Origin of the sequence: Bradyrhizobium iriomotense, from assembly GCF_018129405.1 — a bacterium.
In the GTDB taxonomy this organism is placed as follows: domain Bacteria; phylum Pseudomonadota; class Alphaproteobacteria; order Rhizobiales; family Xanthobacteraceae; genus Bradyrhizobium; species Bradyrhizobium iriomotense_B.
In genome coordinates this window covers 36,919-58,438 of sequence record NZ_JAFCLP010000007.1, presented here as the reverse complement: position 1 = coordinate 58,438, position 21,520 = coordinate 36,919, and the positions used below count along the sequence as shown (strand labels likewise).

Here is a 21,520-nt window from a genome sequence, read left to right as displayed (position 1 = left end):
CGGTGCTGATCCGCCCTACGAAAAAGCCCCGGAGTGATTTCTGGGGCTTTTTTCTTTGTAGTCTCGGCCGCCTACGTTGTACGTAGGCAGAATGCTCTCAGTGCTATTTGCGGTCATTTCGCTGTTGTACGCAACGGTGGGCCAAGCTGGCGGTACGGCGTTTCTCGCCTTGATGGCGTTCGCCTCGTTCCCTCCGGCTGAGATGCGTCCGACGGCCCTCCTGCTGAATATCGTTGCTGCCACGTACTCCACCTGGCTTTTCAATCGCGGTCGTTTGGTCGACTGGACCAAACTCCGTCCGTTGCTAGCCGCGTCGCTGCCGGCCGCTCTTGTCGGCGGGTTCATCGTGCTTGATGCGCATCTGTACAAGGCTCTTACCGGCATTGTGCTTTTGCTCGCGGCGGCAATCCTTGCTGTTGGTCACGTACGTCAGGGAGCACAAGATCGATCGATGCCGTTGCGCGGCGCCTTCGCTGTCGGCGCGGCGGTTGGTCTCGTGTCTGGGCTTACTGGTGTTGGTGGCGGGATCTTCCTGGCACCGATCTTGATTGCGCTGCGCTGGGCTTCGCCGAAACAGACGGCCGCGCTCTCAGCGCCTTTCATTTTGGCAAATTCGGTTCTGGGGTTTCTCGGCGCAGCATATGCTGGTCAAGCCCCTTCCGAGCAGACTTGGCTCTATGCCTTGGCGGCGCTTGTAGGTGCGATGCTCGGGACATTGATAGGTTTGCGCTGGTTGTCGGAGAGGATGACACGTTGCGCTCTGGCAGCGATCCTGGGCATGGCTGGCCTTCAGCTTTTGCTCCTACCCTATTTGCGAACGTAAACTGGCATCGGCACGGCGTCGATTGCTTGGCTGCGGGCAACGCCAGAAACGATGGGCTTGCCTCCGCTACCAGCAACATGGCGGACATCAGACGCGCTGTGATGTAAGGGTGGAGGCCTTGTGGCCAACATGGAGCAGGCGATGGCGCCCTTGCCGACCGCGAATGCAGAGATCACGCAGTTCTTCCGCCAGTGGCTGGACACCTTCGCGGGCTATGTCCGCGAGGTCGACTATGCCTCGGCGAGGCCGCTTTTCCACCCCGAAGTGCTCGCCTTCGGCACGCACAACGACGTCATTCCCGGCCTCGATCAATGGGTCACAACGCAATGGGACAATGTCTGGCCGAAGACGGCGGACTTCCGTTTCGTCCTCGATCAGACCTCGATCCTCGCATCTGCGGACGGCACGATGGCGACCGTGATCGCGCCGTGGACGAGCACGGGCTATCATCCCGACGGCAGCGCGTTTCCACGCCCCGGCCGCGCCACCATGGTGTTTTCAAGAGATGGCGACGGCTGGCTGTGCGTGCATTCGCACATGTCGCTCAATCGCGGCGTCCCGCAGGCCAGCCACGCCAATCGGCCGGTGAAGGCCTGGTAGAAAATGCAAAAGGCCCCGGATACGTCCGGGGCCTTTCGATTTCGATATGTCGTGCAGCCTATTCCGGCTGGCCGATGCTCACCTTCAGCGTGCCGACGCCGTCGACGCCGCATTCGAGCTTGTCGCCGGGTTGGAGCTGCGACACGCCGGCCGGCGTGCCCGTCATGATGATGTCGCCGGCGGCGAGCTTCACCTGCTGGGAGAGCTGCCAGATCGTCTCCGGCACGTTCCAGATCATCTGCTCGAGATCGCCGGTCTGGGCTTCCTTGCCGTTCACGGTGAGCCAGATCTTGCCCTTGGAGGGATGGCCGATCTTCGAGGCAGGCTGCAATGCCGAGGCGGGCGCGGAGCCATCGAACGACTTGCCGATCTCCCAGGGGCGCTCCTTCTTGCGCGAGGCGATCTGGAGGTCGCGGCGGGTGAGGTCGATGCCGACGGCATAGCCGTAGACGTGGTCCAGCGCCTTGTCGGCGGGGATGTTGAGGCCGCCGCTCTTCAGCGCGACGATCAGCTCGACCTCGTGATGCAGGTCCTTGGTCAGCGGCGGATAGGGAATGGTGGCGCCGTCGGGCACCAGCATGTCGGCGTGCTTGGCGAAGAAGAACGGCGGGGCGCGCTCGTCATTGCCCATCTCGCGGATGTGCTCGAGATAGTTGCGGCCGACGCACCAGATGCGGCGCACCGGAAAACGGCCACTCTCTCCGACGACGGGAAGCGAAGCCTGGGGCGGAAGCGGGATGACGTAGGAGGCGGCGTTCATGGAGCGGTCTCGCTGCTCTTGAGGTTGATAAGGAACTCTATGCGGTTGCGCTGATCGGCGCCAGAGCGCCGGCGTCGCGATGTTGCAGGCGGAAGAACGAAGCATAGCGCCCGCCGCGGCGCAGCAGCTCGTCGTGGCGGCCCTGCTCGACGATCTCGCCGCCTTCGACCACCAGGATGCTGTCGGCGTGCATGATGGTGTGCAGGCGGTGCGCGATCACGATGGTGGTGCGGTTCTGGCAGAGATGCTCGATCGCCTCCTGCACCTGCCGCTCGGATTCGGAATCGAGCGCGGCGGTGGCCTCATCGAGCAGGATGATCGGCGCGTTCTTGAGCAGCGCGCGCGCCACCGCGATGCGCTGGCGCTGGCCGCCGGAGAGCTGCGTGCCGTGCTCGCCAACCGGCGTGTCGTAGCCGAGCGGGAAGCCCATGATGAAATCATGCGCGCAGGCCGCCTTCGCCGCCGCGATGATCTCGTCCTCGCTCGCGCCCGGCTTGCCGAAGGCGATGTTGCTCCGGATGGTGTCGCGGAACAGATAGACGTCCTGGCCGACATAGGCGGTCTGGGCGCGCAGCGATTTGCGCGAGACCGAAGCGATCGACTGGCCGTCGATTGCGATGTCGCCTTGCATCACCTCGTAGAAGCGCAAGAGCAGCGCCAGCACGGTCGACTTGCCGCCGCCGGAGGGGCCGACCAGCGCGGTCACCTTGCCGGGCTCGGCGACGAAGCTCATGCGGTTGAGGACGGTTTCGCCCGAGCGATAGGAGAAGCTGACATCGCGCAGCTCGATCCGGGCGTCGGAGAGCTTCAGCGCCGGCTTGTCGTCGTCGGACTGCTCGCTCGCGGGGCTGTCGACGATTTCGAGCAGCATGCGTGCGCCAACGAGCTGGCTGTTGAGGTCGATGTTGAGACGCGCCAGCCGCTTGGCCGGCTCGGTCGCCATCAGGAACGCGGTCATGAAGGAGAAGAACGCGCCGGGCGTGGCGTTGAGCGCGACCACGCTGTAGCCGCCGTAAAGCAAACAGCCGGCGACCGCGAAGCCCCCTAACATCTCCATCAGCGGGTTGGAGCGGTTGGCGACGCGGGCCATCTTGTTGGCGTTGCGTTCGACGATCGCGATGTTCTCGTCGATGCGCTTCTGCATGGTGTCTTCGAGCGTGAACGCCTTGACGGTGCGGATGCCCTGCAGCGATTCCTGCATCGTCTCCATGATGTCGGCGGTGCCGGTGAACTGGTTGAAGGCGAGGCCCTTGATGCGCTTGACCAGCTTGCGCAGCACCAGCATCGCCGGCGGCACCGCGACGAGGCCGATGAACGACATCAGCGGATCCTGCCACACCATCACGCCGATCATGGCGAGCAGCATCAACAGGTCGCGCCCGATGGCGTTGACCAGCATGTTGAGCACGTCGGTGATGGATTTTGCGCCGGCCGTCAGCCGCGCCAGGAACTCGGACGAATGCCGCTCGGAGAAGAAGCCGACGCTCTCGCGCATCAGCTTTGCGAACAGCTGGCGCTGGTTGGTGGCGAGGATCGCGTTGCTGATCTTGGTCAGGATCACCATGTGGCCGTAGGTCGCCACGCCCTTGATGAAGAGCAGGAGCACCGTGATCCCCGAGAACATCGCGATGCCCGGGATGTTCTTGTCGACATAGGCCTGGTTGATGACCTGGCCGAGCACATAGGTCGCGCCTGCGGTTGAGCCCGCGGCGAGCGCCATCAGCGCGAAGGCGACGAGGTAGCGCCGCCAGTAGACGATGCCCTGTTCGGTGACCAGGCGGCGAATCAGGACCGCTGCCGCATAGGGATCGTCGGTGATTTTCTTTGGAAACTGGGCCATCCGTAGTCCATTGACGGCGCAGGGAAGCCTGCCCGCGCGTCAGGGATCGAATGGTCTCTGTGCCCGCTCAAGCGGGGTTTTTCAAGCCCAATTAAGGGCTTGCGTCCGGACGGAATCTAGGCCGAGACGGCCTGGCGGAGCTCGCCATGGCGCTCTCGGAACAGCTTGTCCTCCCAGGCCAGCGCATGGGCCGCGATGGTCTCGAGGTCGTCATATTGCGGCTTCCAGTCGAGCAGGCCGCGGATGCGGCTGGTGTCGGCGACCATGGTCATGATGTCGCCGGGCCGGCGCGGGGCATATTGGACGGCGAAGCTGCGCCCGGACACCCGGCGCACGGCGTCGATGGTCTCCAGCACCGAATAGCCGCGGCCATAGCCGCAATTCAGCGTCGTCGAGGCGCCGCCGTTGCGCAGGTAGGCGAGCGCCGAGCGATGGGCCTGCGACAGGTCCGTGACGTGGATGAAGTCGCGGATGCAGCTGCCGTCCGGGGTCGGATAGTCGGTGCCGAACACGTCGATCTTGGCGCGCTGTCCGGTCGCGGCCTCCACCGCGATCTTGAGCAGATGCGTGGCGCCGACGGTGGCAAGGCCGATGCGCGCCTGCGGATCGGCGCCGGCGACGTTGAAATAGCGCAAGGTCACGTACTGCATGCCGTAGGCGGCGGCGACGTCGTGCAGCATGATCTCGGTCATCAGCTTCGACGAGCCGTAAGGCGACAGCGGCCGCGTCGGAGCGTGCTCGGGCACCGGCACCTGGTCCGGATTGCCGTACACCGCCGCGGTCGAGGAGAAGATGAAGCGGCCAATGCCGCGCTTGACCGCGACGCTGAGCAGGTTGCGCGCGGTGACGAAATTGTTGCGGTAGTAGCCGAGCGGATCGCGCATCGAATCCGGCACGACCACCGAGCCTGCGAAATGGATGATGCTCTCGATGTTGTGCTGGGCGATCACGCCCTCGAGCAGGTTCTCGTCGCCGGCATCGCCGATGAACAGCGGCACGCCTTCCGGCAAGTACGCAGAGAAACCGGTGGAGAGATCGTCGATCACGACGACGTCCTCGCCGGCCTCCGCCAGCGCCAGGACCGTATGACTTCCGATATAACCGGCGCCGCCGGTGACTAGCACAGTCATGGTCTCACCCGTCCTCGATCAACGCACAAAGCTAGCGCTTGCGTGGTGAAGAGGGGGTATCGGCGGCCCCGAACTGGTCACTATGCTTAATGTTGCGTATAGGGACCTTTCGAAACGGAGCATGACGTGGCGAATTCCCAGGGCGATCTCGAGGTGATCGTGCCAAATCTGCACAGGCGCTATTCCGGGGTCACCGCGACCAACCGGATGGTCGCGCCGCGGCTGGCGAAACTGTATCGCGCCGCCTGGTTCGGCTCGGACGCGCCGGAGGGGATCGCGCGGCTCAGCGGCGCTGATCTGCTGCGGTTGTGGCGCCGCAAGGCGCCGCTGATCTGGCATGCGCGCCGTAACAACGAGATGATCGCGGGCGTCGTGCTGCGCGCGCTCGGCTGGCCGCTGAAACTCGTGTTCACCTCGGCGGCGCAGCGGCATCACAGCTGGATCACGCGCTGGCTGATCCGGCGCATGGACGCGATCATCGCGACGAGTGACATCTCGGCCTCGTTCCTGAGGGTGAAGGCGACGGTGATCCCGCATGGCGTCGACACCGACGTCTACGCGCCGCCGACCGATCGCGCGGCGGCCTTCGCGGGAGCCGCGCTGCCGGGCCGCTACGCCATCGGCTGCTTCGGCCGCGTGCGGGCACAGAAGGGCACGGACGTGTTCGTCGATGCGATGTGCCGCTTGCTGCCGCGCTACCCGGACTTTACCGCCGTCATCGTCGGGCAGGTCACGCCCGAGCAGACGCCCTTTGCCAATGACCTGAAGAAGCGCATCGAGGCAGCCGGCCTGCAATCGCGCATCGTCATCACCGGCGAGCTGCCGATCGAAGCGGTACAGCGCTGGTATCAGCGGCTGACGATCTACGCCTTCACCTCACGCAACGAGGGTTTTGGCCTGACGCTGATCGAGGCGATGGCGACGGGAAGTGCGCTGGTCGCCGCACGCGCTGGAGCTGCCGAGCTCGTGGTCGAGGATGGTGTCACCGGCGTGCTGATCCCGACGGGAGATGCCGACGCGCTCGCGGCAGCACTCGAGCCGCTGATGCGCGACGTGGCCGCTGCCACAGTGATGGGCGAGCGGGGGCGGGCGCGGGTGCTCGAAAAATTCAGCCTCGATGCGGAAGCGGCGCGGATCGGCGGGGTCTATCGGCCGCTGCTGTGAGCGCCGGTTGGCGGTCGCAAACAATAACAGCGAAAACAACCCCATGCACAGTAGCCGGGCATAAGGGAATCAATGGCTTGGCGGGTGGTTCAATCGTCTGCTGATTTTACGAAGCAGGTTTGACCCGTCGGGCAAAACACCTGTAGACTGGTATCGTCCAAAAACTTTCCGAGTTGTCCTGTCGGCACGCACGAAGAGTATGACGGAATAGACGCGGAGACCGTGTGATGATGGACGTAAAGCCGCTCCACAACGAACAGGATTATGATTGGGCCATCCGCGAAGTATCCCGCTATTTCGAGGTCGAGCCGACACCCGGTACGCCTGATGGTGATCGCTTCGAGGTATTGTCGTCGCTCATCAGGGAATACGAAGACAATCACTTCGCGACCACTCACGGCGATCCGATCGACGTCCTCCATTTCGCAATCGAGTCAATGGGGCGATCGCAGGCAGAATTGGCGGCGTTGATTGGACGCAATCGCGCGTCCGAGATTTTGAATCGCGTCCGCCCGCTGACACTGGAGATGATCCGGACCATCAGCAAGGAATGGAATATTCCGATTGGTGCTCTGACAGCTCAATATGAGCTGGGGCGTGCATCTGCATAGTTCTGCCGGCGAACTCTGACGCTGACGTCCCCAAGATACGAGCCGTCCTCGCAGGTGACGGCTAAACCGGCGCCCCCGCTTCCCTCAGCACCCGCTGCGCAATCCCCACCACCTCGCTCGCCGCAATGTCCCGCATGCAGCGATGGTCGTTCATCTTGCAGATCGTGTTCTGGCAGGGCTGGCAGGATAGCACTTCCTTGTCCTGCAGCACTGTTGCCGCAAGGCCGTTCAACGGGGCCCAGAGGTAGGGGCTGGTCGGGCCGAAGATGCCCATGGTGGGCGTGCCGAGCGCGGCTGCAATGTGCATCAGGCCGGAATCGTTGGAGATGGCGACGCCCGCCGCGGCCATGGCCAGCACACCGTTGCGAAGGTCGTTGCCGGTGAGGTCGCGGACGCCCGGGCCGCCGGCCGCGACGATCTCCTGGGCGAGGCCCTTTTCGGCGGGGCCGCCGACCACCCAGACCTCGAGGCCGCGCTCGACCAGCAGCCGCGCGGCCTCCGGATAATAGGTCCAGCGTTTTGAGACACCGACCGAGCCGGGGGCGAGCGCGATCGCCGCGCCGGCGCTGAGGCCGTTGGCCTGCCGCCAGCGCACGATCTCCTCGGCGGGAACGCGCAATTGCGGCACCGGCCATTCCGGGGGCAGGGGGGCGCCGTCGGGCTGGGCCAGCGCAGCGTTCTTGTCGATGAAGCGGGGCAACTTCTTCTCGCCCCAGCGCCAGCGGTTGAGCAGGCCGAACCGGAACTCGCCGACGAAGCCGATCCGTTCGGGGATACCGGCCAGCGCCGGCGCGATGGCCGCCTTCCAGGTCCGGGGCAGCACCAGGGCGGTGCCATAGGTCCGCTCGCGCAGCAGCTTGGCCAGGCCGAACTGCCGGCCCACAGCCAGCCGGCTGCGCGGCAGGTCCCAGACGATCCCCTGCCGCACGCCGGGCATGTAATCGACCAGGGGAGCGCACAGGGACGTGGTCAAGAGATCGACCGGCCGATTCGGCCAGCGCTCCTTCAGGACCCGCACCACGGTGTGATTCCGGACGAAATCGCCGATCCACATGTAGGGAATGATCAGGATAGGGCGCGTGTCGTCCCGATCTGCGTGTCCACTAAGTTGCGAATCTTGGTTCATTCGTTAATAGGGCCGAAGGCGAGCTGATATGGCGGTTCGGTTAGCCGCTCCGGGCCGGAACGTAAAGCAGGGAGAGCGCTAACCCAAAAGCGCCTGCCCAAAATGCTTACACTTTGGCAGATGATGCGCTACGGCAGGATCGGACCTTAAGAAAATCGGGCAGGTAGTTGGAATGTTGCTGGTGACCGGCGGGGCCGGTTTTATCGGATCGAATGTCGTGGCCGCGTTGAATGACGCCGGCCGCAGCGACGTCGTGGTGTGCGACCTGCTCGGCAACGACGGCAAGTGGCGCAACCTCGCCAAGCGCCAGCTTGTGGATATCGTCCCGCCGGCCGAGCTGCTCGACTGGCTGAAGGGCCGCAAGTTAGATGCCATCATCCATCTCGGGGCGATCTCCGCGACCACCGCGACCGACGGCGACCACGTGTTCGAGACCAATTTCCGGATGTCGATGCGCCTGCTCGACTGGTGCACGGCGGGCGCCGTGCCGTTCATCTATGCCTCCTCGGCCGCGACCTATGGCGACGGCGAGGCCGGCTTTGGCGACGACGCTTCGTTGCCGGCACTGAAGAAGCTGCGGCCGATGAATCTCTACGGCTGGAGCAAGCACATGTTCGATCTCGCGGTCGCCGGGCGCGTCGCGAACGGCGATCCGCTCCCGCCGCAATGCGTGGGCTTGAAATTCTTCAACGTGTTCGGTCCGAACGAATACCACAAGGGCTCGATGATGAGCGTGCTGGCGCGCCGCTTCGACGACGTCAAGGCGGGCCGCGTCGTGCAGCTGTTCAAGTCGCATCGCGAGGGCATCGCCGACGGCGACCAGCGCCGCGACTTCATCTATGTCGACGACGTCGTGCGCGTCATCATGTGGCTGCTGGCAACGCCCTCGGTCTCCGGGCTCTTCAATGTCGGCACCGGCAAGGCGCGCAGCTTCAAGGATTTGATGCTCGCTGCCTATGCCGCGCTCGGCACCAGGCCCAACATCGAATACATCGACATGCCCGAGACCATCCGTGGCGCGTACCAGTACTTCACCCAGAGCGAGGTCGATCGCCTCTGCCGCGCCGGCTATAACGGCGGCTTCACGCCGCTCGAGGACGCGGTGAAAGCCTATGTCGGGGACTACCTCGACCGGCCCGACCGCTTCCGCTGAGGCTTTTTGAACATGGCGACGCCCATTCTCGATTTCGACGCGCTTGCACAAACGATCTCAGCCCGCACGGTGCTCTGCATCGGCGACATCATGCTGGACGAGTTCGTCTATGGCGAGGTGTCGCGGATCTCGCCGGAAGCGCCGACGCCGGTCATCGCCGCCCAGCGCAGCGAGATCCACATCGGCGGCGCCGGCAACGTCGCGCGCAATATCGTGTCCCTCGGCGCGCGCTGCATCTTCGTCGGCCTCGTCGGCGAGGACGATGCGGGCAAGCGGCTGGCATCGGCGCTGGCCGAGCATGGTGCAATCGAAAGCGTGCTGGTGTGCGATCCGTCGCGGCCGACCACGCGAAAAGTCCGCTTCGTCTCCGAGCATTTTTCCACGCACATGCTGCGCGCGGACTGGGAGCAGGCGGCGCCTGCCTCCGACGCGATCGAGACCGAGCTGATCGAGGCGATCCTGCCGCAGATCGCGCGCGCCGACGTCCTGCTGCTGTCCGATTACGCCAAGGGCGTGCTGACCGCGCGCGTGATCCGCCACACCATCGATGCTGCGCGAAAACTCGGCAAGCCGGTGATCGTCGATCCCAAGAGCCTGAACTGGGCGATCTATCGCGGCGCGACGCTGCTCACGCCCAATCGCAAGGAATTCGCGGAAGCCACCCGCAGCCGCGCCGACACGCCGCAAAGTATCGTCGACGCCAGCGAGGACGTGATGCGGCTCGCCGATTGCGAGGCGATCCTGGTCACGCAGGGCGAGCACGGCATGACGCTGGTGCCGCGTGGCGGCGAGGCGGTTCACGTTCCGGCTGTCCCGGTGAAGGTGCGCGACGTCTCCGGCGCCGGTGACACCGTCGCCGCCGCGCTTGCGGTCTCGCTCGCGGCGGGCGCGGACTGGGACACGGCGCTGCGCGTCGCCAACGCCGCCGCTGCCGTCGCCGTCGGCAAGCAGGGCACCGCCAGCGTGAGCACGGCCGAGCTGCGGCGCAAGATCCTGCCGCACGCCTATCTTGCGGCCGAGGAGAAGATCGTGCTCGAGCCGGGCGGGCTCGATGCGCAACTCGCCGAGTGGCGGCGGCAGGACCTGCGCGTCGGCTTCACAAACGGCTGCTTCGACATCCTGCATCCCGGCCACGTCAAGGTGCTGACCGCGGCGCGCGCCGCCTGCGATCGTCTGATCGTGGGCCTCAACAGCGACGCCTCGGTGCGGCGGCTGAAGGGCGCCGATCGTCCGGTCCAGGACGAACGTGCGCGCGCCGAGGTGCTCGCCGCGCTGGAAGCGGTCGATCTCGTCGTCATCTTCGAGGAGGACACGCCGATCGACCTGATCACCCGGATCAAGCCGAGCGCCCTGGTGAAGGGCGGCGACTACACCCGCGAGCAGGTGGTCGGCTACGACGTGGTCGAGGCCGCGGGCGGAGTGGTCGTGCTGGTCGACATCCTCCAGGGTTTCAGCACGACGGCCCTGGTGCATCGCGCGCGGGGAGGGGCCAAGTGACCGCTCAGGTGACGGGTCAAGTGACGACGCTGGCCCGGGAGACGGCCGGCCAGATGCTGTCGCGCCGCTTGCGCAGCCCGGCAGCCTGGAGCGAGATGGTCGACCTGTTCGCCATCCTGACCGCGGCCTCGCTGCCCTGGTCGACGTCGCTGGCGGGGATCTTCAATGCCCTGATGCTCCTCTGCATGGTGCCGTTTCTCGACGTCCGCGCGTTCCTGCAATCGCTGACGCGTCCGATCTGCGCTGCGCCGATTGCGCTGGTCCTGCTCGCGCTGGTCGGCACGCTGTGGTCGGACGCGGCCTGGGGCGCGCGCTTCTATGCCGTCAATCCGACCGTCAAGCTGCTGGTGCTGCCGGTCCTGCTCTACCATTTCGAGCGCTCGCCGCGCGGACGCTGGATATTCGTCGCCTTCCTGGTGTCCTGCGCGCTGCTGTCGGTGATGTCCTGGCTGGTCGCCCTCCACCCGAACCTCGCGCTCAAGAACGATCCGCCCGAGCGCGGCATCTTCGTCAAGAACTACATCGACCAGAGCCAGGAATTCGCGCTGTGCGCGGTCGCGCTCGCCTATCCGGTCGTGATGCTGCTGCGCGAGAAGCGCTACTGGCTTGCCGGGCTGCTCACCGCGCTGGCGCTCAGCTTCTTCGTCAACATGGCTTTCGTGGTGGTGTCGCGCACCGCCCTCGTCACCGTTCCGATCATGTTCGCCGTGTTCGCGCTGCTTCATTTGAGCTGGCGCAACATCGCGATCATCTCGGCGGCTCTGCTCGCCGGCGCAGCTCTCGCCTGGCAGGCCTCGCCGCAATTGCGCAGGACCGTTGACAGCTTTGCCAGCGACTACACGCGCTATGTGGAGAAGGGCGCGCCGACCTCGGCGGGCCTGCGGCTCGAATTCTGGCGGAAGTCGCTCGGCTTCTTCGCGGAGGCGCCGATCGTGGGGCACGGCACGGGCTCGACGCGCGGATTGTTCGAGCGCGCCGCCACACCCGGTGGTCAGCCCCTGGCCTCCGCCGAGGTGATCGGAAACCCGCATAACCAGACGCTGAACGTCGCCGTGCAATGGGGTGTCATCGGCATCGTCAGTCTCTACACGATCTGGATCCTGCATCTCCTGCTGTTTCGCGGCGACAGCCTCGCCAACTGGGTCGGCCTGCTGGTCGTGGTTCAGAACGTCTTCACCTCGCTGTTCAACTCCCATCTGTTCGATTTCCACGAGGGCTGGATGTACGTCATCGGCGTCGGCGTTGCCGGCGGCATGGTGATCCGGGCACAACAGGCCGAGGCGAAGATGGGGGAAGCCGGTTCCTGAACGGCCGCGCGGCTGGCAAGTCCTGTTAAGATGGGCTATCAGCGCGGTCAGGTTGCACCCAACGGGATATTTATCGGTCGGCGGATGACGCGTCTTTCGCATCTCACTTTGCGCAATTTCATGATCGCGCTCCACGACCTGCTGGCGACCACGGCGGCGCTGTTCGTCGCCTTCTATCTGCGTTTCGAGGGTAGCGAAGGCTTCTACGACCGTCTGCCGCTGCTGTTCCAGATCCTGCCCTACTTCCTCGCCTTCAGCGTGGTCGTGTTCTTCGTCTTCAATCTGACCACGACGAAATGGCGCTTTATCTCGCTGCCGGACGCGCTGAACATCATCCGCGTCGCGAGCGTGCTGACGGTGGCCCTGCTCGCGCTGGACTACATCTTCGTCGCCCCCAACGTCCGCGGCGCCTTCTTCCTCGGCAAGGTGACGATCGTCCTCTATTGGTTCCTCGAGATCGCCTTCCTCAGCGCGCTGCGCATGGCCTACCGCTACTTCCGCTATACGCGGGTGCGGCGTCATGCCCGCACCGACGCTGCGGCGCCGACGCTGCTGATCGGCCGCGCCGCGGATGCCGAGGTACTGCTGCGCGGGATCGAGAGCGGGGCGATCAAGCGGATCTGGCCGGTCGGCGTGCTGTCGCCGTCGAGCTCGGATCGCGGCCAGCTGATCCGCAACGTGCCGGTGCTCGGCGGCATCGACGACGTCGAGGACGTCATCGCCGACTTCGCCAAGCGCAACAAGCCGATTGCGCGCCTCGTGATGACACCCTCGGCGTTCGAGCCGGAGGCGCATCCGGAATCGGTCCTGATGCGGGCGCGCAAGCTGGGCGTGATCGTCAACCGCATGCCGTCGCTGGAGAGCGGCGATACGCCGCGCCTCACGGCCGTCGCGGTCGAGGATCTCCTGCTGCGGCCGAGCGAGAGCATCGACTATGCGCGCCTCGAAGCCCTCATCAGGGGCAAGGCGGTGATCGTCACCGGCGGCGGCGGCTCGATCGGTTCCGAAATCTGCGAGCGCGTCGTCGCCTTCGGCGCCGCGCGCCTGCTGATCGTCGAGAATTCCGAGCCCGCGCTCTACGCGGTCACGGAGGCGCTCGCCGCGCACGGTACAGCCGCCGCGATCGAAGGACGGATCGCCGACATCCGCGACCGCGAGCGCATCATGCGTCTGATGGCCGGGTTCAAGCCTGACATCGTGTTCCACGCCGCTGCCCTCAAGCACGTGCCGATCCTCGAGCGCGACTGGAGCGAGGGCGTCAAGACCAATATCTTCGGCTCGATCAACGTTGCCGATGCCGCGCACGCCGCCGGCGCCGAGGGCATGGTGATGATCTCGACCGACAAGGCGATCGAGCCGGTTTCGATGCTCGGCCTCACCAAGCGCTTCGCCGAGATGTACTGCCAGGCGCTCGACCACGATCTTGCCGCAGGCAGCAGCAGTGCCAAGCCGCCGATGCGGCTGATCTCGGTGCGGTTCGGCAACGTGCTGGCGTCGAACGGCTCGGTGGTGCCGAAATTCAAGGCCCAGATCGAGGCCGGCGGCCCGGTGACGGTGACGCATCCCGACATGGTCCGCTACTTCATGACCATCCGCGAGGCCTGCGACCTCGTCATCACGGCGGCAACGCATGCGCTCGGAACGGCGCGCCCTGACGTGTCGGTCTACGTGCTCAACATGGGCCAGCCGGTGAAGATCGTCGATCTCGCCGAGCGCATGATCCGCCTCTCCGGCCTGCAGCCGGGCTACGACATCGAGATCGTGTTCACAGGCATGCGGCCGGGCGAGCGGCTGCACGAGATCCTGTTCGCCTCCGAGGAGCCGACCCGCGAGATCGGCGTTGCCGGCATCATGGCGGCGCAGCCGAACGAGCCGCCGATGCAGACGCTGCGCAAATGGATCGCCGCGCTGGAGCAGGCGATCGCCCGCGACGATCGCGCCACGATCAGGACCATCCTGAAGGATGCGGTCCCGGAATTCGGGTCGACCGCGGCCTGACCATGCAGACCCAAGGCAAGATCGTCGTCGCTAGCCAGCACTATCCGCCGGATCCGAGCACGACCGCGGCGATCATGGCGGAGATCGCTTGCCGTCTCGCCGTCGATCACGAGGTCGTCGTGCTGTCGGGCTCGCCAGGCGCGCTGCCGGCCTCGCAGACTGGCCCCGGCAAGCCGCGCGTCGTCGCGGTCAAGAACCGGATGGCGGGAAAGGCGGCGCTGGTGCGGCGCGGGGTGTCCGAGCTGCTGTTCGTGGCGCGCACATTCTTTGCCTTGATGCGGGAGCTTAAGGCAGGTGACGTCGTGCTCACCGTCACCGCGCCGTTCATGCTGCCCTATGCCGTTGCCGCCGCCGCATGGCTCAAGGGCGCGCGCTCGGCGCTGATCATGCACGACCTCTTTCCCGACGTGCTGGTGATGGCGGGCCTGCTGAAGCCGGGTTCGCTCGTGGCGCGGACGATGCGCTTCGCCAACAGCCTGATGTTCCGCGCGCTCAACGCCGTCATCACCATCGGCCGCGACGCCGAGCGGCCGCTGCTGAGCTATTCCGGCATGAGGCGGAACAAGATCCGCTTCATCCCGAACTGGGCGACGCTGGTGCCCGGGCCGCGTCCGCTGTCGCAGGACAATCCGTTCCGGAAAGAACTCTCCGCACGTTTCGTCGTCGGCCTGTCGGGCAATCTCGGCTTCACCCATGATCCGGAGATCGTGTTCGAGGCGGCGCGCCTGCTTAAGGGTGAGCCGGACATCCATTTCCTGCTGTCGGGCTGGGGCATCGGCTTCGCGCGGCTGAAGCAGTTGCAGGCAGAAGCAAACCTGCCCAATGTGTCCTTCGTGGCGCGGGTCGAGGACGCCGAGCTCGAGGCGTTTCTGGCGTCGGCCAATCTCTGGATTATTCCATACCGCAAGGACGTTGCAGGGGTGTCGGTGCCGAGCCGGTTCTACAATCTGCTGGCGGTCGGCCGTCCCGTGGCGCTGGTCTCGGAGCCGGAGGCCGAGGCCGCGTTGACGGTGGTGGAGAACGGGCTGGGCTGGGTCGTGACGCCTGGCCGCACCGATCAGCTCGCAGACGCAATTCGTGCAGCGTCCCGTTCCGACGAAGGTGCCATGGCCGAGCGCGCGGTGAAGGCGGCGGCGAGGTTCGATCGCGCCACCGCGATGAACGCATATGCCGCTCTGGTCGACGAATTGTTGCGCAACCCGGACCTTTCGGAGCCGCGATGAGCGAGAGCAAACCAGTCGTGCTGGTGACAGGGGCGAGCGGTTTTGTCGGCCGTCATGTCGTGCCCGCGCTCGTACGCGCGGGCTGGTCGGTGCGCCGCGCGGTGCGCAGCCCTGGAGGCGCCGAGGACGAGGTCGTGATCGAGACGATCGGTCCCGAGACCAACTGGCAGGCGGCGCTCGAAGGCGTCGACGCCGTCGTCCATCTCGCCGCGCGCGTGCATCATACGCAGGACGAGTACGACGTTCAGCTCTACCGCAACGTCAACATCGCCGGCACGCTGCATCTGGCGCGCTCGGCGGCGGCGGCCGGCGTGCGCCAGTTCATCTTCGTCAGTACCGTGCTCGTGCACGGTCGCAGCAACGAAGGCCGTGCCCCCTTCAGCGAGGACGACACCCTGACGCCGCGCGGCCTCTACGGCATGTCCAAGGCCGCGGCCGAAGCGGGGTTGAGGACGCTGGCGCGCAACGGCGACATGAAGATCTCGGTGATCAGGCCGCCGCTGGTCTATGGCGCCGGCGCCAAGGGCAATTTCGCGCTGCTGACGCGTGCGGTCAGCCTGGGGCTGCCGCTGCCCTTTGCCGCGATCCGCAATCACCGCGCCTTCCTTGCCGTGCAGAACTTGTCGTCGTTCATCCTGCGCCGGCTCGCCCATCCCGACCCCGACAGCAATTTCGAGATCTTCCTGGTGGCGGACAGGGAACAGGTCTCGACGCCCGAGTTCATCGAGCGCCTGGGGCGGGCCTCCGGCAAGAGCCCGCGACTGTTCCACGTGCCGCCGGGTCTTCTCAGCATGCTGCTCAACGTGATGGGACGGCGGGATACGCAAGACAGCCTGATCGGCTCGCTCGAGCTCAACGTCTCCAAGGCGATCGCAACCGGCTGGCAGCCGGAGGTCTCGCTCGACGAGGGCCTGCTGCTTGCGCTGTCGGCTCAGGAGACTTGAGGGCGGGAGAAACGCCGCAGCACGAAGCCGACCGCGATCGCGCCGGCGAGCAGCGAGGCGATCGTGACCGACATCGAGCCGGCGCGAACGGAGACGATGGCAAGCATTGCCAGCACGAGGTTGAGCGTGAACACCTCGGCAATCACGCGCGGGACCCCGAAGCCGTTGTCGGTCGCACGCTGATAGAAATGCGAACGGTGCGCCGACCAGAACTGCTCGCGGCGCGCGATGCGGCGAAACAGCGTGATGGTGGCATCGGCGAGGTAATAGGCCGGCAGCAGCAGTGCCGCGGCCGCTTGCCCGTGCCAGGCGAGCTCGAGCAGGCACCAGCCGAGCAGGAGGCCGATCGGCAGGCTGCCGACATCCCCTAAGAACACTTTTGCGACCGGTTTGTTGAAGGGCGCGAAGCCGAGCATGGCGCCGCACAGCGTGGTGGCGACGAGTGCGGCCGGCCAGGACAGATCGCTGAGCCATCCGAGCAGCAGCAGCGCCGCGGTGACCGGCACGACTTCGGCGACCGTCATCAGGTCGAGCCCGTCCATGAAGTTGACGAGGTTCACGAACCAGATTCCGGCGAGCAGGATGAGTCCGCGCTCCAGTGCAAGAGGCATCGCCGGCACGATACGCGCGGTCTCGGGCGCAGTGAACACGACGGCGCCGACGGCCGCCGCCTGCAGCACGAGCCGCACCGTCACCGGCAGCGATACGATGTCGTCGGCGAAACCGACCAGGGCGATCGCGATCGTCGCAATGACCAGCGCCGGCGGGATCGCGACGTTCGCCCAGGCCGCCCATACGGATGCGACCAGCAGCGTCGCCGAGATCACCGCGATGCCCGCGCCCTGCGGGGTCGGGATGCGGTGCGAGGAACGCGCATTGGGCCGCGCCAGCGCGTAACGCTGGAGCAGGGGGCGGCTGGTCCAGGTGACGAGCGCCGATGTCAGCGCGGCGATCGCAACAGCCAGCAGCGAGGGTGCGGCGGCGACGGCTTCGGTGGCCGGGTTCACTCCGGCACTCCGAGCTGAGCCGAGCCTTGCGCGGCTTTCTCCGCGCTGAGGATCCAGACGAGGCCACCGACCGCGCCGACGATGAAGTACACCGCGCCGAACAGCAGCGAGATGTTGACGCCTTCGTTTGCGGCAAGTCCCGCGAAGCCGAAGGCGAGGCCCATGGTGGCCTCGCGCACGCCCCAGCCGGCAATCGAGATCGGCATCATCGTGATCAGCATCACGGGCGGGATGAGAAGGAAGACGTTGCCGAAGCTGACCGGCGCGGCAATCGACTGCACGACGCACCAGGCGATGACGACGGTGAGCACGTGCACGGCGAGCGACAGGATTGCGACGATCGGTCCGCGCGCGCGGCTGAAGATCACGCGGTTCGCGATCACGGCGCAGGCGTGGATGTGATGCGTGGCCCACCAGGTTTTCAGCCAGCGCCACTTCAGCGCGCCGAAGACCAGGAAGCCGAGACCACCCGCCAGCGCGGCGAGGTCGACCAGCAGCAGCGCCGAGCGCCCGTGCGGATCGGTGATGAGGGCGTAACTCCAGGGCAGGCTCGCGACGATCAGGATCGCGAGCGCGATCAGGCCGATCGCGCGGTCGACGAAGATCGAGTAGGTCGCCGCGCGCCAGCCGGCGCCGGCACGCGCGACCAGCCACAGCCGGACCGCATCGCCGCCGATCGCGGAGGGCAGGGTCTGGTTGAAGAACGAGCCGATCACGTTGTAGCGCATCGCACGGGCGAGCTCGAGCGGCGCGCCGCATTCGGCGCTGATCTCGCGCCAGCGCAGCACGCCGACGAAGATCTGCAGGAACGTGATCGCGATCGCGAGACCGATCCAGAACAGGCTGGTCACGGTGAAACGCGAAAACAGTTCGGATAGATCGACCTTGCGCAGCGCCAAATAGAGCAGCGCCCCGGAAATCAGGATCTTGGCCGTCGACAGCAGGATTCGGCGCATCTCGCCCGCATGAACAGGGTTTGCGAAGATTGTGGCAACCCGACGCGAGGCGCCGAATTCGGCCGCTTTGGTATGGTCTTGGCGCCGATCTTGCAATAGCGGTGATAGGAGGGGTGATAGGAGCGGTTATAAGCGGCGGTCATGAACGGCCGTTATGACGGGCCGGGCGGCACTTGCGACCCTCGCGATGCGGCGGCTAAAGAGGCGCAGAAAGGCCGGGGATCGGGTCCCCGGGAACAGGATGACGGATCAGGCGACTTTGGTCACGGGTGCCGCCGGATTCATCGGCTTTCACCTCGCCCGGCAGCTGGCGCGCCATCGATTCACGCACGTCGTGCATATGGCCATGTTTCCGTTTGTGAATGCCATCATGGAGGGACGGCCGATCCGGCTCTTTAACCATGGCAGGATGCGCCGCGACTTCACCTGTATTGACGACGTCACCCGTGTCGTGTCCAAGCTGATCGATCGGGTGCCTGCGGATGATCCGGCTGCCGCAAATGCGCCGTCTAAGGTCTACAATGTCGGTAACCACCGCCCCGAGGAACTGATGCATGTCGTCGGTCTCCTGGAGCAGGAGCTGGGTCGGACGGCGATCAAAGAATTGCTGCCGATGCAGCCGGGAGACGTTTTGGAAACGTTCGCGGATGTCGAGGACCTGATGCGCGACACCGGCTTTGCGCCGTCAACGCCGATCGCGCAGGGGGTCCGCAATTTTGTCACCTGGTATCGGGACTACTTCAAGGTTTGAGATGACGATGGACAAACGCATTATCCCCCTGATCATGTGCGGCGGTGCCGGCACGCGGCTGTGGCCCGCCTCGCGCGAGGTGCGCCCGAAGCAGTTCCTGCCGCTGTTCGGCACCCGCTCGACCTTCCAGGACACGCTGCTGCGCGTCTCGGACGCTTCACTGTTCGATCGCCCGATCGTCATCACCAATGCGGCCTACCGCTTCATGGTGCTGGAGCAACTCGCCGAGATCGGCATCGAGGCCGACGTGATCCTCGAGCCGATGCGGCGCGACTCCGGCCCGGCGATCGCCGCCGGCGCCGTGTTCGCGCAGAACCGCGCCAGTGAAGCGATCGTGCTCGCGCTCGCGGCCGATCACGTCGTGCAGGACAATGCCGCCTTCGTCGCGGCGTGCCGCGAGGGCCTCACGGCTGCGAGCGCCGGGCGCATCGTCACCTTCGGCGTCAAGCCGGAGCGGCCCGCGACCGAATACGGCTATATCTGCCCGGGCGACGTGATCTCCGGCCAGGTGCACGCGGTCGCGCGCTTCGTCGAGAAGCCTGATGCCGTGAAGGCGACCGATTACGTCAATTCGGGCTATCTCTGGAACAGCGGCAACTTCATGTTCCCGGCCGCCGTGCTGCTCGACGAATACCGCAAGGTCGATGCGGCAAGCGTGGAGGCGGTGTCCAATGCGGTCACCAATGCCGGCCGCGATCTCGGTTTCGTGACGCTGGAGCCGGAGGCGTTCGGCGCGGCCAAGGCGATCTCGATCGACTACGCCGTGATGGAGAAGACCTCGCGCGCCGCCGTGGTGCCGGTGTCCTGCGGCTGGTCCGACGTCGGCTCCTGGCACGCAGTGTGGGAGCTGTCGGAGAAGGACGCGCAGGGCAATGCCGCGCACGGCACCGCGGTGTTCGAGGATTCCCGCAATTGCAACGTCACCACCGACCAGGCGCTGGTCGCGCTCGAAGGCGTCGACGATCTCGTCGTGGTCGCGACTGCGGACGCCGTGCTGGTCTCGCGCCAGAAGGATGCCAACGGCCTGAAGCGCCTGGTGACCAAGCTCAAGGCGATTGCCCCGAAGGTCACCGAGGAGCATCTGAAGGTGCACCGGCCCTGGGGCAGCTACCAGTCGGTCGACAACGGCGAGCGCCACCAGGTCAAGCGCATCGTGGTGAAGCCCGGCGGGCGGCTGTCGCTGCAGAAGCACCATCATCGCGCCGAGCACTGGATCGTGGTCCGCGGCGCGGCCCGCGTCACCGTGAACGAGACCGTGAAGACGGTGCACGAGAACGAGTCGATCTACATCCCGATGGGCGCGGTGCACCGGATGGAGAACCCCGGTAAAATCATGCTGGAGCTGATCGAGGTCCAGACCGGCTCCTATCTCGGGGAGGACGACATCATCCGGATTGAAGACGACTATCAAAGGTCGTAACCAGCAGGCTCCGAATCACGCGACCCGGGCCGGAAAGACGGTCTCTTTTCCGGCTTAAGGCCCGGGGAACGTGTAACTTTTTGAATCAAATCGTGTCCGGACCGTCAGGCCGGCATTCGCCACAAATATGGCGCCCGTGCTAGAAGCGGCCCGGGGATTTGCGTTGAATCGGGGTTTGCTCAGATGAGTTCCAAAGGATCACAACCGGCAAAGGCCGGCTTGCGCGTCGGCGTAATTGGCGCAGGCGTCATGGGCAGCAACCATGCGCGCGTGCTCAGCGGCCTGCCCGGCGTCAGTCTCGTCGGCGTCGTTGATCCGTCGCCCGCCCATCGCACGCGCGCGACGGAGCTCGCCGATTGCGCGAGCTTCGAGACGCTCGACCAGCTCTTCGCCGCCGGCGTCGATGCCGTCACCATCGCTGCGCCCACCCATCTGCATCACGAGGTCGCGCTCGCCTGCATCGCCAAGAACATTCATGTCCTGGTCGAGAAGCCGATCGCGTCCACGGTGGAAGAGGGCCGTGAAATCGTCGCCGCCGCGCGAGAGGCCGGCGTGACGCTGATGGTCGGCCATGTCGAGCGCTTCAATCCGGCGGTTGCCGCGGTCAAGCAGGCGATCGCGGGCGAAGATATTTTGTCGATCGCGATCACCCGAGTCGGCCCGTTCCCGCCGCGCATGTCCAATGTCGGCGTCGTCATCGACCTCGCCGTGCACGACATCGACCTGATCCGCTGGTTCACCGAATCCGACATCGTCGAGGTGCAGCCGCAATTGTCGAGCGCGGTCGCCGAGCGCGAGGACATCGCGCTGCTGCAGTTCCGCACCGCCAACGGCGTGCTCGCCCACATCAACACCAACTGGCTGACGCCATTCAAGGCGCGCAGCGTCACGGTCGCGACCCGCGGCAAATACGTGATGGGCGATCTCTTGACGCGCCAGGTCACCGAATGCTTCGGCTTCAAGCCGGACGGCAGCTATTCGATGCGGCATCTGCCGGTCGGACATGACGAGCCGCTGCGCGCCGAGCTGATTGCGTTCCTCAAGGCGGTGCGCCATGGCGAGACGCCGGCGGTCACGGGCGATGAAGGTGTCGCCAGCCTCGAGATCGCCACGCAGTGCCTGGAGACGCCCTCGCGTCCCGCCGCGGCGGCGCCCGCCCGCAAGGAGCCGCGCCGCGTCGCCGGCTGATCCGTTTCCATGTCGACTTCTC

18 protein-coding genes and 1 pseudogene are annotated in these 21,520 nt (G+C 65.8%); 13 read left to right on the top strand and 6 right to left on the bottom strand.

Features of this window, described 5'->3' with window-relative positions:
- Positions 1–91 precede the first annotated feature (91 nt).
- Positions 92–823 carry a sulfite exporter TauE/SafE family protein gene (locus JQ592_RS17065; RefSeq protein ID WP_211403977.1) on the top strand — a complete coding sequence of 244 codons (732 nt, stop codon included), beginning with the start codon at positions 92–94 and terminating at the stop codon, positions 821–823.
- A 141-nt stretch (positions 824–964) separates the two neighbouring features.
- A complete protein-coding gene (locus tag JQ592_RS17060) occupies positions 965–1,423 on the top strand; it encodes a YybH family protein (protein ID WP_211404181.1) in 459 nt (152 codons plus the stop codon).
- 58 nt (positions 1,424–1,481) lie between these two features.
- Here the strand turns inward: JQ592_RS17060 and JQ592_RS17055 are convergent, their stop codons facing one another.
- From JQ592_RS17055 to galE, 3 genes are all read right to left on the bottom strand, one after another.
- Complete coding sequence (locus tag JQ592_RS17055; RefSeq protein ID WP_211403976.1) at positions 1,482–2,183, bottom strand: fumarylacetoacetate hydrolase family protein; 702 nt, start codon at positions 2,181–2,183, stop codon at positions 1,482–1,484.
- A gap of 37 nt (positions 2,184–2,220) precedes the next feature.
- The gene (locus tag JQ592_RS17050) at positions 2,221–4,023 is read right to left on the bottom strand and encodes an ABC transporter ATP-binding protein (RefSeq protein WP_211403975.1); all 1,803 of its coding nucleotides are present in this window, start codon (positions 4,021–4,023) and stop codon (positions 2,221–2,223) included.
- 116 nt (positions 4,024–4,139) lie between these two features.
- Positions 4,140–5,153, bottom strand: a complete 1,014-nt coding sequence (galE, locus tag JQ592_RS17045; protein ID WP_211403974.1) for a UDP-glucose 4-epimerase GalE — start codon at positions 5,151–5,153, stop codon at positions 4,140–4,142.
- Between the two features lie 126 nt (positions 5,154–5,279).
- Between galE and JQ592_RS17040 the strand changes: the two genes are divergently transcribed.
- Together JQ592_RS17040 and JQ592_RS17035 are read left to right on the top strand one after the other, a co-directional pair.
- Positions 5,280–6,317, top strand: a complete 1,038-nt coding sequence (locus tag JQ592_RS17040) for a glycosyltransferase family 4 protein (protein WP_211403973.1) — start codon at positions 5,280–5,282, stop codon at positions 6,315–6,317.
- Between the two features lie 227 nt (positions 6,318–6,544).
- Positions 6,545–6,928 (top strand): helix-turn-helix domain-containing protein, encoded by a 384-nt coding sequence (locus JQ592_RS17035; protein ID WP_349630466.1) that lies wholly within the window; start codon positions 6,545–6,547, stop codon positions 6,926–6,928.
- A gap of 61 nt (positions 6,929–6,989) precedes the next feature.
- Here JQ592_RS17035 and waaF read toward each other — a convergent pair whose 3' ends face one another.
- The gene (gene waaF / locus JQ592_RS17030; RefSeq protein ID WP_211403972.1) at positions 6,990–8,054 is read right to left on the bottom strand and encodes a lipopolysaccharide heptosyltransferase II; all 1,065 of its coding nucleotides are present in this window, start codon (positions 8,052–8,054) and stop codon (positions 6,990–6,992) included.
- Positions 8,055–8,226: 172 nt separating this feature from the next.
- Here waaF and rfaD point away from each other — a divergent pair, with 172 nt between their 5' ends.
- The 6 genes from rfaD (at position 8,227) to JQ592_RS17000 (ending at position 16,176) form a co-directional block, all read left to right on the top strand.
- Positions 8,227–9,207 carry an ADP-glyceromanno-heptose 6-epimerase gene (gene rfaD / locus JQ592_RS17025; protein WP_211403971.1) on the top strand — a complete coding sequence of 327 codons (981 nt, stop codon included), beginning with the start codon at positions 8,227–8,229 and terminating at the stop codon, positions 9,205–9,207.
- Positions 9,208–9,219: 12 nt separating this feature from the next.
- Entirely contained in the window at positions 9,220–10,704 is a 1,485-nt protein-coding gene (gene rfaE1 / locus JQ592_RS17020) for a D-glycero-beta-D-manno-heptose-7-phosphate kinase (protein WP_211403970.1), read from the top strand.
- Positions 10,705–10,724: 20 nt separating this feature from the next.
- Entirely contained in the window at positions 10,725–12,011 is a 1,287-nt protein-coding gene (locus JQ592_RS17015) for an O-antigen ligase family protein (RefSeq protein WP_211404179.1), read from the top strand.
- Between the two features lie 84 nt (positions 12,012–12,095).
- Positions 12,096–14,009, top strand: a complete 1,914-nt coding sequence (locus JQ592_RS17010; protein WP_211403969.1) for an SDR family NAD(P)-dependent oxidoreductase — start codon at positions 12,096–12,098, stop codon at positions 14,007–14,009.
- Between the two features lie 2 nt (positions 14,010–14,011).
- The gene (locus JQ592_RS17005; RefSeq protein WP_211403968.1) at positions 14,012–15,232 is read left to right on the top strand and encodes a glycosyltransferase family 4 protein; all 1,221 of its coding nucleotides are present in this window, start codon (positions 14,012–14,014) and stop codon (positions 15,230–15,232) included.
- A complete protein-coding gene (locus tag JQ592_RS17000) occupies positions 15,229–16,176 on the top strand; it encodes an NAD-dependent epimerase/dehydratase family protein (RefSeq protein WP_211403967.1) in 948 nt (315 codons plus the stop codon). The genes JQ592_RS17005 and JQ592_RS17000 overlap by 4 nt, the downstream gene beginning before the upstream one ends.
- Here JQ592_RS17000 and JQ592_RS16995 read toward each other — a convergent pair.
- On the bottom strand, positions 16,164–17,183 hold the full coding sequence (locus JQ592_RS16995; RefSeq protein ID WP_211403966.1) for a glycosyl transferase: 1,020 nt from the start codon (positions 17,181–17,183) through the stop codon (positions 16,164–16,166). The two genes, JQ592_RS17000 and JQ592_RS16995, sit on opposite strands and share 13 nt — an antisense overlap.
- A complete protein-coding gene (locus tag JQ592_RS16990) occupies positions 17,180–18,139 on the bottom strand; it encodes a lysylphosphatidylglycerol synthase transmembrane domain-containing protein (RefSeq protein ID WP_211403965.1) in 960 nt (319 codons plus the stop codon). The genes JQ592_RS16995 and JQ592_RS16990 overlap by 4 nt, the downstream gene beginning before the upstream one ends.
- A gap of 340 nt (positions 18,140–18,479) precedes the next feature.
- On the opposite strand from JQ592_RS16990, the pseudogene JQ592_RS16985 reads away from it, so the two are divergent.
- The 3 genes and pseudogenes from JQ592_RS16985 to JQ592_RS16975 form a co-directional block, all read left to right on the top strand.
- Positions 18,480–18,890 (top strand): annotated as a pseudogene (locus JQ592_RS16985) (NAD-dependent epimerase/dehydratase family protein); the annotation flags it as partial.
- A 7-nt stretch (positions 18,891–18,897) separates the two neighbouring features.
- On the top strand, positions 18,898–20,310 hold the full coding sequence (locus JQ592_RS16980; protein ID WP_211403963.1) for a mannose-1-phosphate guanylyltransferase/mannose-6-phosphate isomerase: 1,413 nt from the start codon (positions 18,898–18,900) through the stop codon (positions 20,308–20,310).
- Between the two features lie 183 nt (positions 20,311–20,493).
- On the top strand, positions 20,494–21,498 hold the full coding sequence (locus JQ592_RS16975; RefSeq protein ID WP_211403962.1) for a Gfo/Idh/MocA family protein: 1,005 nt from the start codon (positions 20,494–20,496) through the stop codon (positions 21,496–21,498).
- The last annotated feature ends 22 nt before the right edge of the window (positions 21,499–21,520 follow it).

Excerpts from the sequence above, each read along its gene's own strand:
- JQ592_RS17065 (WP_211403977.1), top strand. The coding sequence starts at position 92 with ATGCTCTCAGTGCTATTTGCGGTCATTTCGCTGTTGTACGCAACGGTG.
- JQ592_RS17060 (WP_211404181.1), top strand. The coding sequence starts at position 965 with ATGGCGCCCTTGCCGACCGCGAATGCAGAGATCACGCAGTTCTTCCGC.
- JQ592_RS17055 (WP_211403976.1), bottom strand. The coding sequence starts at position 2,183 with ATGAACGCCGCCTCCTACGTCATCCCGCTTCCGCCCCAGGCTTCGCTT.
- JQ592_RS17050 (WP_211403975.1), bottom strand. The coding sequence starts at position 4,023 with ATGGCCCAGTTTCCAAAGAAAATCACCGACGATCCCTATGCGGCAGCG.
- galE (WP_211403974.1), bottom strand. The coding sequence starts at position 5,153 with ATGACTGTGCTAGTCACCGGCGGCGCCGGTTATATCGGAAGTCATACG.
- JQ592_RS17035 (WP_349630466.1), top strand. The coding sequence starts at position 6,545 with ATGATGGACGTAAAGCCGCTCCACAACGAACAGGATTATGATTGGGCC.
- waaF (WP_211403972.1), bottom strand. The coding sequence starts at position 8,054 with ATGAACCAAGATTCGCAACTTAGTGGACACGCAGATCGGGACGACACG.
- rfaD (WP_211403971.1), top strand. The coding sequence starts at position 8,227 with ATGTTGCTGGTGACCGGCGGGGCCGGTTTTATCGGATCGAATGTCGTG.
- rfaE1 (WP_211403970.1), top strand. The coding sequence starts at position 9,220 with ATGGCGACGCCCATTCTCGATTTCGACGCGCTTGCACAAACGATCTCA.
- JQ592_RS17010 (WP_211403969.1), top strand. The coding sequence starts at position 12,096 with ATGACGCGTCTTTCGCATCTCACTTTGCGCAATTTCATGATCGCGCTC.
- JQ592_RS17005 (WP_211403968.1), top strand. The coding sequence starts at position 14,012 with ATGCAGACCCAAGGCAAGATCGTCGTCGCTAGCCAGCACTATCCGCCG.
- JQ592_RS17000 (WP_211403967.1), top strand. The coding sequence starts at position 15,229 with ATGAGCGAGAGCAAACCAGTCGTGCTGGTGACAGGGGCGAGCGGTTTT.
- JQ592_RS16990 (WP_211403965.1), bottom strand. The coding sequence starts at position 18,139 with ATGCGCCGAATCCTGCTGTCGACGGCCAAGATCCTGATTTCCGGGGCG.
- JQ592_RS16980 (WP_211403963.1), top strand. The coding sequence starts at position 18,898 with ATGGACAAACGCATTATCCCCCTGATCATGTGCGGCGGTGCCGGCACG.
- JQ592_RS16975 (WP_211403962.1), top strand. The coding sequence starts at position 20,494 with ATGAGTTCCAAAGGATCACAACCGGCAAAGGCCGGCTTGCGCGTCGGC.